Consider the following 11,610-nt stretch of genomic DNA (forward strand, 5'->3'; position numbering starts at 1 on the left):
CGCCCGCCATACAAGGCGTTGGGCGCACTATTCAAAATTTCTTGTTACAATTTCTTGATACTTACAATTTCTGGATACTTTTTACAAACGTTTATGGTTACAGCCAGCCTCAATATCTCAGCTTGCTAAGTTGACTACTACCGAGTCAACCAGTGCCGAATCAGTGCGTGCTGGCAACAACGCTGCCGGTATAAGTATTTTCGCCGTTAACGATGGCAGTATCTTCATCAGGATCTGTCAAGGCGACCTTAAGCACATCGTCAATCCAGCGTACAGGCCGGATATCGAGGGCATCCTTGATATTGTCAGGTACTTCCTTCAGATCGCGACGGTTTTCCTCAGGTATAAGGACAATCTTTATACCACCCCGACGGGCAGCCAGCAATTTCTCCTTCAAACCACCAATCGGCAACACTTCACCGCGCAGGTTCACTTCACCTGTCATGGCCACATCACAGCGTACGCAGCGTTTTGAATAAGCCGAGACCATTGCGGTTACCATGGCAATACCGGCGCTTGGGCCATCCTTGGGCGTCGCACCTTCCGGCACGTGAATATGCAGATCATCTTTCTCGAAGCGTTCCGGGTCTATGCCGTATTCTTCTGCTCGTGCACGCACGACCGTATGAGCCGCGCTAACCGATTCTTTCATGACATCGCCAAGTGAACCGGTCTTGTTCACTCGCCCTTTACCAGGGGTGACGACCGATTCAATATTCAGCAGCTCCCCCCCAACCGATGTCCAGGCCAAGCCGGTAACCCGCCCTACCTGGTCTGCCAGGTCAGCAAGGCCATAGCTGTAGCGACGTACACCTGCATAGGTTTCAATCTGCTTATCGGTCAACAGCTGGGTCGCCGTTTCTTTGCCTTCACGGTCTTGTTCAAGCCGCTCTCTGAGCACCTTGCGCGCCACCTTGGCAATCTGGCGTTCAAGTTCACGCACGCCCGCTTCACGGGTGTAATAGCGAATCAGTTCCAGCAGGGCCGAATCGTCGAGTTCGATTTCATCAGCCTTGAGGCCGTTGGCTTCACGCTGCTTGGGCAGAAGGTAACGCTTGGCAATCGCCAGCTTTTCATCTTCGGTATAACCGGGAATACGGATAATTTCCATGCGGTCCAGCAAAGGACCCGGAATATTCATCGAGTTCGCGGTACAGATGAACAGTGTTTCGGACAGATCGTAATCCAGCTCCAGATAATGATCGCTGAAACTGTTGTTCTGCTCAGGGTCAAGCACTTCGAGTAAGGCAGACGCTGGGTCACCGCGATGATCCATGCCCAGTTTATCGACCTCATCAAGCAGGAACAGTGGATTCTTGACGCCAGCACGGCTCATGCGCTGCATCAGCTTGCCGGGTAGCGAGCCGATATAGGTGCGCCGATGGCCGCGAATTTCCGACTCATCGCGCACGCCACCCAGCGCCAGCCGCACATATTTGCGATTGGTCGCCCGAGCAATGGACTGCCCCAGGGATGTCTTGCCCACGCCAGGAGGCCCTACCAAACAGAGCACCGGGCCTTTCATCTTGCGCACCCGTTTTTGCACTGCCAGGTATTCAAGAATCCGTGATTTGACTTCATCCAGGCCATAATGGTCTTCATCAAGGACTTGCTGTGCCTTGATCAGATCATGCTTGACACGGGTACGCTTTTTCCACGGTATATCCACCAGCCAGTCAAGGTAGGTACGCACCACGGTCGCTTCGGCGGAATTGGCTGACATCATCTTGAGCTTCTTCAGCTCCTGAAGCGCCTTCTCCATCGCCTCTTTGGGCATGCCTGCCGCATGAATATCCTTTTCATATTTCTCAACTTCGTTGGGTACGTCATCAAGCTCGCCAATCTCTTTCTGAATGGCTTTCATCTGCTCGTTGAGATAGTACTCGCGCTGGGTCTTTTCCATTTGCTCCTTGACCCGGGAGCGGATACGCTTTTCGACCTGCAGCAGATCAATTTCCGTTTCGATCAGCGCCATCAGATGCTCAATACGATCGCGCACCCGATCCATTTCCAGCAATTCCTGCTTGTCACCGATTTTCAGTGACAGATGAGCACAAATGGTGTCCACCAGACGGCTCGGATCTTCAATGCCCGAAAGGGAGTTAAGCACTTCATTGGGCACCTTCTTGGACAGCTTGACATACTGCTCAAACTGGTTGAGAAGTACTCGTACAAGCGCTTCCTGCTCACGTTCGGTCAAAGGCTCACTTTCGCGCGGCGTGATATAGGCCTGGGTGAACCCTTCCGGATGCTCTTCGATACTACCCACATCCGCACGGAAGTTGCCTTCGATCAACACCTTGACAGTGCCATCGGGGAGCTTCAACAACTGCATGATGTCAGCGACCGTTCCCATCGCGTAGAGATCGGCGTTGTCAGGTTCTTCCTGAGACGCTTCGCGCTGGGCAACCAGAAGAACACGCTTGTCCATGTTCATGGCGGCTTCCAGCGCTTGAATCGACTTTTCTCTCCCAACAAACAGTGGAATCACCATCTGCGGATAAACCACAACATCCCGCAGCGGCAGTAATGGGAAACATTGTGTCATTTCAGCGTTCTGCTGCATCGCAGACGACCCTCGGAAATCGGTAAATACGTGGATAAGACCCGCCAATGCACCAGGCAGTGTCAGGGTCTCATACAGAGAAATGAGCGATAGCGCAAAGACAGGTGTAATGCGTCGTCAGAGTGGCACAGCGGCCCTAAAAGGCTTGGAGCGAAAGACAAGGGGCCGCCTGGGCGACCCCTTGTGGCACATTCAAATGAGCCTGGATCAAAACCGTCACAAACCCCAGCGCCTCACCTGTCGGCCACTAAACAGCTATCAACCGTCTGTGCCATCTACACGCGTGTCTTCCTGCTGGGAATAAATCAACAGCGGCTCGCTTTCACCAGCAATCACAGAGGCTTCAATTACCACCTGAGTCACCCCTTCAAGCGAAGGAATGTCATACATGGTATCAAGCAGTACTGATTCAAGGATGGAACGCAGCCCGCGTGCGCCTGTCTTGCGCTCCATTGCCTTGACGGCAACCGCACGCAGGGCATCTTCACGGAAGTCCAGCGTCACGCCTTCCATCTCAAAGAGCTTGGCATACTGTTTGACAAGCGAGTTCTTGGGCTCGGTCAGGATCTGCACCAGAGCATCTTCAGACAGCTCAGTCAGTGTCGCAATGACTGGCAAACGGCCAACAAACTCGGGGATCAGGCCAAACTTGACCAGATCGTCCGGCTCGACATCAGCCAGCAGTTCACCCACACCACGAGTGGAATCCTTGCTTTTCACACTGGCGTTAAAGCCAATGCCGCCCTTCTCAGCGCGATCTCGAATGACTTTATCCAGACCAGCAAAAGCGCCCCCCACAATAAACAGGATATTGGCGGTATTCACCTGCACAAATTCCTGCTGAGGATGCTTACGTCCTCCCTGGGGAGGAACCGAGGCCGTAGTGCCCTCGATCAATTTCAGCAATGCCTGCTGCACCCCTTCACCGGATACATCGCGGGTGATGGAAGGGTTGTCCGACTTGCGTGAAATCTTGTCAATTTCATCGATATAGACAATACCGCGCTCGGCCTTGTCGACATCGTAGTCACACTTCTGAAGCAGCTTCTGGATGATGTTTTCGACATCTTCACCCACATAACCCGCTTCTGTCAGTGTTGTTGCGTCGGCAATTGTGAACGGCACATTCAATAACCGCGCCATCGTTTCAGCCAGCAGGGTCTTACCGCTACCCGTCGGGCCAATCAGCAGGATATTGGATTTGCCTAGCTCAACGTTGCCTTCGCGGACTTCCGATTTCAACCGCTTATAGTGGTTGTAAACCGCCACTGAAAGCACCATTTTGGCGCGATCCTGCCCAATGACGTAGTCGTCCAGAGTGTGACGAATTTCACGAGGCGTAGGAAGACGCTCTTCGTCGCTCTCGGCGTCGGCTTCGAGCACCTCCTCGCGAATAATGTCGTTACATAGATCGACACACTCATCGCAGATATAAACGGACGGGCCGGCAATCAGTTTACGCACTTCATTCTGGTTCTTACCACAGAACGAGCAGTAAAGCAGCTTGTCGTTCTCGTCCTTGCCTTTGCCGTCGGCCATTCGCGTACCTCTGTCACGTTGGCGGCATGCTGCCGCCGGAAAGCTTGTCTGAAAACGCTACCATTATTATACAAGCGCTAATGGCTTACGCTATCAGGATGTAGGCCGCTTATCCAGCACCGCATCAATCAAACCATATTCCTGCGCCTGGCTTGCAGTCATGAAGTTGTCGCGGTCGGTATCGCGTGCCACTGTTTCAATGTCCTGCCCGGTGTGATCGGCAAGAATCTGATTCAGGCGGTCACGGATGCCCAGAATTTCGCGCGTATGGATTTCAATATCAGATGCTTGGCCCTGATAACCACCCAGCGGCTGGTGAATCATCATGCGCGAGTTAGGCAGACAGAAACGTTTTTCTGCCGCCCCACCAGCCAACAGCAATGCACCCATGCTGGCCGCCTGGCCAATACATACCGTAGAGACATCCGGCCGTACAAACTGCATGGTATCGTAAATCGACATACCGGCAGTCACCGAGCCACCTGGAGAGTTGATGTACAGGTGAATATCCTTGTCCGGGTTTTCCGACTCAAGAAAGAGCAACTGTGCCACCACCAGGTTGGCCATATAATCTTCAACAGGGCCGACCAGAAAAATTACCCGTTCTTTCAGCAAGCGCGAGTAGATATCGTAGGCACGTTCCCCTTTGGCGCTTTGTTCAACCACCATGGGCACTAAGCCACCGGCGTTCTGAATATCAAATTCACTCATTCGGGTGATCCTTGCGTCCGGTCAGGGAAAGATGCGCCGCTAGCGGCGCATCTGCGCTTCAATGTCACATTCAAGATAAACATTTGCGGTTAAGTAAAACAACATTACACCGCATCGGTTGTGCTTGTCAGCTTATCAGGCGCTTGCGTTTTCGTCTTGCTCTTCGTCAGCATCGCCATCAGCTTGCTGCTGCGCGGCTGCCAGCACTTCCTGGTAAGACATTTCAACGTCCTTGACGTTCGCCTGTTCCAGCAGCTGGCTAACTGCTTTTTCTTCAAGAATCGCTGACTTGACCTGAGTCTTGAGCTGATCGTTGGACATATAGTAATCAACCACCTGTTCAGGTTCCTGGTACTGCTCGGCAAGTTCTGCCACCTTGGCCCTGATCTCGTCATCGCTGGCGTCAAGCTCGTTAGCCTTGATCACTTCAGCAAGCAGCAAGCCAACCTGAACACGGCCCTTGGCCTGCTCGGCAAACAGCTCGTTTGGCAACTGACTGACATCGAAGTCTTCACCCAGGCCAAACTGCTGAGCTGCCTGACGCTTCATACCGTCAGTTTCCTGCTGAACCAGAGCGGCAGGTACCGGGATTTCATTGGCTTTCTGCAGTGCGTCCAACACCTGTTGCTTCACGCGGTTATCAACCGCCTGGGAGGCTTCACGCGTCATGTTCTTCTTGATTTCAGCGCGGAACTGGGCTTCATCGCCGCCTTCCACACCAAAACGCTCAATGAAGGCTTCATCGACTTCCGGTAATTCCTGCGCGCTGACAGAATGAACCTTCACCTTGAAGGTTGCCTCTTTACCGGCCAGGTTCTCGGCCTGATAATCGTCCGAGAAAGTGACGCTCAAGGTCTTTTCCTCTCCCGCCTTGGCACCGATCAACTGCTCTTCAAAACCCGGGATGAAGCTGTTGGAGCCCAGCACCAGATCATGGCCTTCAGCACTACCGCCTTCAAACGGCTCGTCACCAATGAAACCCTGAAAATCGATCTTCAGCTGGTCACCGTCAGCAGCGGCACGATCGACTTCTACCCAGTCGGCGTTCTGCTTGCGCAGGGTCTCGATCATTTCATCAACGTCTGCTTCAGTCACCTCAACCACCGGGCGCTCAACCTCAGTGCCTTCGATAGAAGTAAGCTCGACCACAGGATAGATTTCCATGGTCGCGATGAACTCGAGGTCTTTACCGGCTTCGTTGACTGTCGCTTCAATCTGCGGGTAGCCAGCAGGGTTAAGCTCCTGCTCGGTGATCGCACGTACATAGCGCTCGCGCATCACTTCGCCCACAACTTCGTTGCGAACATCATGACCGTAACGCTGGTGAACCACAGCCATGGGCACGTGGCCCTTGCGGAAACCATTCAGGCGAACGTTTTTCGCGGTTTCTTTCAAGCGAGCGTTGACGGCCTCATCGATGTCTGCTGCCGGCACCTGAATTGTGATGCGGCGTTCAATCTGGGAGGGCGTCTCGACGGAAACTTGCATGAATTGTCCTCTAGCGGCTGTGCGTTTTGTGAGTTGCATTAATGTTATTCAAGGGGTCAATTTTAAGAACCCTGGCGCATGGTGGCAAGCACCTTACGCCCTAGATGAGGGCTAGACGCAGAAAAACAAGCCCTTTTTCACGCCAAGCCAAGGTTTTATCACCCTTTTCTTATTTTTAACGGCTTGTACAAGCAGCCCAAGACAAATCTCAAAAGAAATAGCGCTTGCCAGGCTCTCCTGGCTATTTACTTGTCGTCCTGAACCTGCGGCTTACGCCATAGATTTAGGGCATGCAACAAAAGCCCCAGAGTAGTGCCATTGGAAATCAGCTCCTGCCAACTGAACCAGTCGCTGGTAAGGCTATGCCAAAGAGCCATGACGGCAAGCCCAACTGCCATGGCCAACAGCATGGACTTGAGAAGCGACGGCAAGCATTTGCGTGCAGCAGCGTTCAACATCCTGTAGTTGATTGCCATCACCACAGCCACCGCAACGATTGCCAACCCTATCAGGGTCTGGCGGGTTTCCAGGCCGTTGGCAATAAAGCGTGGCAGTGTTGCCAGCATGACCACGCAAAGCCCTACCCCGACGCTGATCCGCTCGGGTGTTGCAGGCGCCATTATGAGGCTACCTTCAGATTTTCTGCCTCAATCCAGCTTTCCACCCAGGGAATTGCCGCATCGTCGGCCATGAAGGTTTCCATGGCATCGATTTCCAGACGCTCGCCCAGGCGCTGGGCACCATGATCCTGCAAGAGCTCATCCAGCGCCCGGCCAGCGCCGCAGTAGGTCTCACCGTAAGAGCTATCGCCCAAGGCAATCAGCCCATAGCGCACCTGAGTCAAGGCCGGGCTCTGCTCTTTAATTTCTCGGGTAAAGTTAACGAAATTGCCAGGAAAATCACCGCTTCCTGTCGTCGATACACAAAAAAGCGACAGGCTATCAGGGGATTCTGTCAGATCATTCAATGTGGGCTGCTCTGATATACTGACGGTGTAGCCTGCCTGTTCAAACAAGGGTTTGACCTGTTCAGCAACATCCAATGCACCACCGTACATGGTACCCACCAAAATATTGACGTTTGGCATCATCACTCCTCATATAAATGCATGTCATATAAACGCACAGCCAGTGCCCTGAAAGAGCACTTTGAAAGAACATCTATTTTGATCTGGCGGTTAGGCGTTATCAGATACCTGCTACAAGATGTCAGTCGACAAATACCCGATGAATTTGGTCAAATATTATCATACCACCAAGAAATGACGCACGTTTCTCCCTACTTTTACTTCTCTAAACCTAGGAATCACTATGCAGCAAACCTTTGAAGCCTGGATTACCCCGATCATGATTGGCGGCCTGATCATCTTCATGTGCTTTATTATCTGGGATCTTGCCAAGCAGTCCAACGCTGGCAGGTTTGGCACCCTGATGCTGTTTATTGTGCTCGGGGCTGGCATGCTCGGCTATGTGATCAAGGTGGTCATTACCTGGCTGATTGAAAGCAACGGAGGTGCCTGACCACAACCCAGAGAAGAACCAAAGAGCCAGTAGTATTATCCACTAAACGGCTAGTTTGTTTCATATATTAACAATTGCCGTCACGTTTTCGGATCTTGGCCAACAATCAGCCCCGCAGGAATAGCCAGCGCGGATGCCCAACTGCTATGCTATGCGCCGTGTGTCGGATACACCCCAAAAGGAACACTGATGTCTCTACTGGCTTCGCTACTGAAAACCGTCAATGCTCCGCAAATCGGCCTTGGCTGCATGAACCTTTCCCATGGCTACGGTAAACCGGTGGCTGAAGCAGACGGCATTCGCGCGCTGGACGCAGCTTTTGACATGGGGTATCGCCATTTCGATACCGCTACGCTCTACGGTGCCACCGCCAACGAGCAACTGGTTGGCCGTGCCCTGGCGGCCAAACGCCATGCGCTTGTACTCGCCAGCAAGTGCGGCATGGCCATTGACCCGGCACAGGGTAAAAAAGTAATTGATGGCCGCCCTGCCACTTTAAGGCGCCAATGCGAAGAAAGCCTGAGCCGCCTGCAAACCTACCACCTGGATCTCTACTATCTGCACCGCTGGGATAAAAGCGTTCCCATTGAAGAGAGCGTTGGCGAACTGGGCAGGTTGGTGGATGAAGGAAAGATTCGTGCCATCGGCCTTTCAGAAGTATCCGCAAGCACTCTGCAGCGCGCCCATGCAGAACACCCGATTGCAGCCGTGCAGTCTGAATATTCGCTGTGGACCCACAACCCAGAAATTGCCGTTCTTAAGGCCTGCCGTGAACTGGATGTGGCCTTTGTGGCCTTCAGCCCCCTTGGCCGTGGTTTTCTGAGCGGTGCCGTCAAACATGAAGATGCACTGGCAGAAGACGATATGCGCCGCCACCTCCCGCGCTTTAATGGCGCCAACCTTGCGCATAACCTCCAGCGCCTGGATGCCTTCAATGCCATTGCTTATCAGTGGGAAATACCCACCAGCCAGCTGGCACTGGCCTGGCTGCAGTCTCAGGGCGATGAAATTCTCCCAATTCCCGGCAGCCGCTCTATCGCTCATATGCGCGAAAATCTCGGTGCCAACGCCCTCAAGCTTGATCCAAGCGCAGCTGCAAAGCTCAAAGCCCTGTTCAGCCCTGAACATATAGCGGGTGAGCGCTACACCGCTGAGCAACTGGCAGAAGTTGATACCGAGCAATTCTGAAACGAACGGCTCTGCAACAGGTATTCCCACAAACGCGGCAGACACGCGGCATCTTGCCACAGCGTGTTGGCCTCGGGTTTGCAGCCCAATAGGCTAAGGTAGATGGCATAATGATAACGTCAGGTTTTGATTATGCATCCCCAACATGCGTCACTGCACAATGAGCTTCATGCCAGGCCCTCCATTTACTTTGATGGGCCTGCCAATCTTCACCATTTTGCTTTTCTGCAAGAAGGCAGTGACCGGTCAGCGCTGCTCAGCCAGCTAGCGGATGTCATCGGGCAGCCCATGGCGTCATCCGCCGCCCAGCAGATTCTGCAGTGCGGGGATATCACCCTGAAGTGGGAACAGCACACCGAGTTTTTTACCCTGACCGTCAAACATCCGGCTAAAACCGACGGCCCTTTATGGCCTTCCCCGCCCGCCTTGCTGGAAAGCTTCCTTGAAGAAAATGCCAGCACTATCGTCAGCGCCACCGTTTTACGGGTTGAAGCCTCTCACCAATGGGCTGGCAGTCTCGAACACTACGGCTTTAACTACCCGTCAGGTTCACGGGTAGGCAGCGGCGATGCCACGGTCTGGAGCGATTTCCAGCTGACCAACGACAGCACCAATCGGCTGTTACTGATCAACAACGGTTTAGACCGCTTTCGGCTGGGGCGCATGGCACGCAGGCTGTTTGATATTGAAACCTACCGCATCATGGCCATGCTGGCGCTGCCCGTCGCCAAAAACCTCAGCCGCGAGCTGGAAGAATACGAAGAATCACTGAACCGCTTGTCAACACAGCATGCTGAAAATCAGCAGGCTAACCCTGAGCCATTGCTCAAGGAGCTGACCGGGCTTTCTGCCCAGCTTGAACGCTGTGGTGCCCAGACGCGCAAGCGCTTCAGCGCCACTGACGCCTACTCACGCATTGTGCTTGCCCGGGTGGATGAGCTTCGCGAGGAGCGGGTCGAAAACTACCCACGCCTGGGGATGTTCATTTTACGCCGTTTTCAACCCGCGGTTCGCTACTGCGCGGCCATGAACCAGCGGCTTGACACCCTGGCCGCCAGTGCGGCGCGCCTGAATGACCTGCTGAGAACCCGCACACAGGTAGAAATTGAAGCGCAGAACTCAGCTATTCTCTCCAATATGAGCGAACGCGCCGAAAGCCAGCTGAAAATACAGAAAGCGGTCGAAGGGCTGTCGATTATCGTCATCAGCTATTATCTGTTCAGCCTTTTCAAGCTTGGCCTGCAAAGCCTGTCTGCGCTTGGCTACGACATCCCCCCGACCACTGCAGCCATGGTGCTGGTGCCACTAGGTACCTTTATACTCGGCGGCCTCACCTGGCATATATGGCGAGTCAAACAGCATTAGGCGTCAATCTAGCGCGCCGCCTGCTCACGCACTGCCTCTAGACCCCAGGCGCGCATCAGGCCGACGGCAACATCCTGAGAGGCGATATTGTCACCTTTCACCTGCATCATGATGCGACCATCAAGCAGCAAGGTGACTTCATAAATCCTCTGTTTTTATACTGTTATTTACGCTTATGCTGATGACGAGGCGCCTGAAGCCTGCTCGCCAGCTACCTTTTCCTTTAACTGGCGAAATTTCCTGGATACTCCATCGAGCTTGGCTTCCCACTCAGGATCCGGTGTCTGGCCTTCAATCACCTTGAAATACACCTGCATCATGCAGGTGATGGCCAAGGGTTCGAATACAGCAACTTTGACACTCCAGGCAAACAATAGGGCAACAACGATGCCTGTGGCCGACCAACCGCCGGGAATCAGATAGGCCACCAGTGCCGCAGGCGCCAGCATGACCAGAAAGACGATAAAGGAAAGCAGGTAGATAATCAGCGTCAGCCAGGCTGCATTAACCATCATTGGCTTGAGGTTCTGGCCATAAAGCACCAAGGCATCACGGGAGCTTTCCCAGGGCCGGGTTGAGCGAGTACGAATGCAATAGGCCAGAATCACTTCATCAATAAAACCCACAGCGATACGTAAAAACGCCTGCAGAATACTCAGCAACTGCTGGGCACCTGGAACCGGCAGAAGCCTGAAGACGGTTCTGACCATGCCCACCAGCGAGCGCAAAACGCCCTTGATCAACTGATCCACCATAAACAGGGTGCTTGCCTGGCCAAAACGCTCTTTGACCACTTCACTGGCATGCTTTATCTGGCCGCGATTGTCAGGCAATGCTTGACCCTCCACCAGCTCAACCAGCACCGCCACGTGCCCCGCTTTCACCACGTAGAGAAGGTACTCACGCAGCACGTACATCACAGCGCCAACAATGCCAAAACCAATGACACCGCCCCAGAAGGTAGAAACCGCCCGGAAGCCTTCATCCCCAAAACCGCCAATCCCCCAGCCGACACCAGCGCCCACACCGGTCATCAGCACATACCCCAGGGCAATACCGAAGTACACTGCCAAGCGAAATACAATGAAAGGCAGCGTCTTGAACATCAGACCAACCGCCTGGCCCAGCCGAAAATCCCACATATCCACACCCCTTATAACCGCCAGTCAAACGGTTGGTTTTATTGTTACTTGTTTCGCATATTAGCCTGAAGCCGTGATGCCCTCCCCGTGT

The 11,610-nt window shown here is 53.5% G+C and carries 11 protein-coding genes; 3 read left to right on the top strand and 8 right to left on the bottom strand.

What is annotated here, in order from left to right:
- Positions 1 to 160 precede the first annotated feature (160 nt).
- The 6 genes from lon to OR573_09005 form a co-directional block, all read right to left on the bottom strand.
- Positions 161 to 2,566, bottom strand: coding sequence for an endopeptidase La (gene lon / locus OR573_08980; GenBank protein ID XGA78660.1), 2,406 nt, complete (start codon positions 2,564 to 2,566; stop codon positions 161 to 163).
- A gap of 258 nt (positions 2,567 to 2,824) precedes the next feature.
- On the bottom strand, positions 2,825 to 4,105 hold the full coding sequence (clpX, locus tag OR573_08985) for an ATP-dependent Clp protease ATP-binding subunit ClpX (protein XGA78661.1): 1,281 nt from the start codon (positions 4,103 to 4,105) through the stop codon (positions 2,825 to 2,827).
- A 93-nt stretch (positions 4,106 to 4,198) separates the two neighbouring features.
- Positions 4,199 to 4,816, bottom strand: coding sequence for an ATP-dependent Clp endopeptidase proteolytic subunit ClpP (gene clpP / locus OR573_08990; GenBank protein ID XGA78662.1), 618 nt, complete (start codon positions 4,814 to 4,816; stop codon positions 4,199 to 4,201).
- A 135-nt stretch (positions 4,817 to 4,951) separates the two neighbouring features.
- Positions 4,952 to 6,304: a trigger factor gene (gene tig / locus OR573_08995; GenBank protein XGA78663.1), complete on the bottom strand. Its 1,353-nt coding sequence runs from the start codon at positions 6,302 to 6,304 to the stop codon at positions 4,952 to 4,954.
- A 245-nt stretch (positions 6,305 to 6,549) separates the two neighbouring features.
- A complete protein-coding gene (locus tag OR573_09000) occupies positions 6,550 to 6,924 on the bottom strand; it encodes a hypothetical protein (protein ID XGA78664.1) in 375 nt (124 codons plus the stop codon).
- Entirely contained in the window at positions 6,924 to 7,391 is a 468-nt protein-coding gene (locus OR573_09005; protein ID XGA81705.1) for a flavodoxin, read from the bottom strand. Before OR573_09005 ends, OR573_09000 begins: the two co-directional genes overlap by 1 nt.
- 223 nt (positions 7,392 to 7,614) lie before the next feature.
- Between OR573_09005 and OR573_09010 the strand changes: the two genes are divergently transcribed.
- The 3 genes from OR573_09010 (at position 7,615) to OR573_09020 (ending at position 10,377) form a co-directional block, all read left to right on the top strand.
- Complete coding sequence (locus OR573_09010) at positions 7,615 to 7,824, top strand: DUF2788 domain-containing protein (GenBank protein ID XGA78665.1); 210 nt, start codon at positions 7,615 to 7,617, stop codon at positions 7,822 to 7,824.
- Positions 7,825 to 8,013: 189 nt separating this feature from the next.
- Positions 8,014 to 9,012, top strand: coding sequence for an aldo/keto reductase (locus tag OR573_09015; protein XGA78666.1), 999 nt, complete (start codon positions 8,014 to 8,016; stop codon positions 9,010 to 9,012).
- Positions 9,013 to 9,144: 132 nt separating this feature from the next.
- Positions 9,145 to 10,377 (top strand): DUF3422 domain-containing protein, encoded by a 1,233-nt coding sequence (locus OR573_09020; GenBank protein ID XGA78667.1) that lies wholly within the window; start codon positions 9,145 to 9,147, stop codon positions 10,375 to 10,377.
- Positions 10,378 to 10,385: 8 nt separating this feature from the next.
- On the opposite strand, the gene OR573_09025 is transcribed toward OR573_09020, so the two are convergent.
- Positions 10,386 to 10,508 carry a hypothetical protein gene (locus tag OR573_09025; GenBank protein ID XGA78668.1) on the bottom strand — a complete coding sequence of 41 codons (123 nt, stop codon included), beginning with the start codon at positions 10,506 to 10,508 and terminating at the stop codon, positions 10,386 to 10,388.
- 42 nt (positions 10,509 to 10,550) lie between these two features.
- Positions 10,551 to 11,519 (bottom strand): hypothetical protein, encoded by a 969-nt coding sequence (locus tag OR573_09030; GenBank protein XGA78669.1) that lies wholly within the window; start codon positions 11,517 to 11,519, stop codon positions 10,551 to 10,553.
- Between the last annotated feature and the right edge of the window lie 91 nt (positions 11,520 to 11,610).

Origin of the sequence: Halomonas sp. CH40 (assembly GCA_041875495.1) — a bacterium.
GTDB lineage: Bacteria > Pseudomonadota > Gammaproteobacteria > Pseudomonadales > Halomonadaceae > Vreelandella.

Excerpts from the sequence above, each read along its gene's own strand:
- clpP (XGA78662.1), bottom strand. The coding sequence starts at position 4,816 with ATGAGTGAATTTGATATTCAGAACGCCGGTGGCTTAGTGCCCATGGTG.
- OR573_09015 (XGA78666.1), top strand. The coding sequence starts at position 8,014 with ATGTCTCTACTGGCTTCGCTACTGAAAACCGTCAATGCTCCGCAAATC.
- OR573_09000 (XGA78664.1), bottom strand. The coding sequence starts at position 6,924 with ATGGCGCCTGCAACACCCGAGCGGATCAGCGTCGGGGTAGGGCTTTGC.
- OR573_09030 (XGA78669.1), bottom strand. The coding sequence starts at position 11,519 with ATGTGGGATTTTCGGCTGGGCCAGGCGGTTGGTCTGATGTTCAAGACG.
- lon (XGA78660.1), bottom strand. The coding sequence starts at position 2,566 with ATGCAGCAGAACGCTGAAATGACACAATGTTTCCCATTACTGCCGCTG.
- clpX (XGA78661.1), bottom strand. The coding sequence starts at position 4,105 with ATGGCCGACGGCAAAGGCAAGGACGAGAACGACAAGCTGCTTTACTGC.
- OR573_09010 (XGA78665.1), top strand. The coding sequence starts at position 7,615 with ATGCAGCAAACCTTTGAAGCCTGGATTACCCCGATCATGATTGGCGGC.
- OR573_09020 (XGA78667.1), top strand. The coding sequence starts at position 9,145 with ATGCATCCCCAACATGCGTCACTGCACAATGAGCTTCATGCCAGGCCC.
- tig (XGA78663.1), bottom strand. The coding sequence starts at position 6,304 with ATGCAAGTTTCCGTCGAGACGCCCTCCCAGATTGAACGCCGCATCACA.
- OR573_09005 (XGA81705.1), bottom strand. The coding sequence starts at position 7,391 with ATGCCAAACGTCAATATTTTGGTGGGTACCATGTACGGTGGTGCATTG.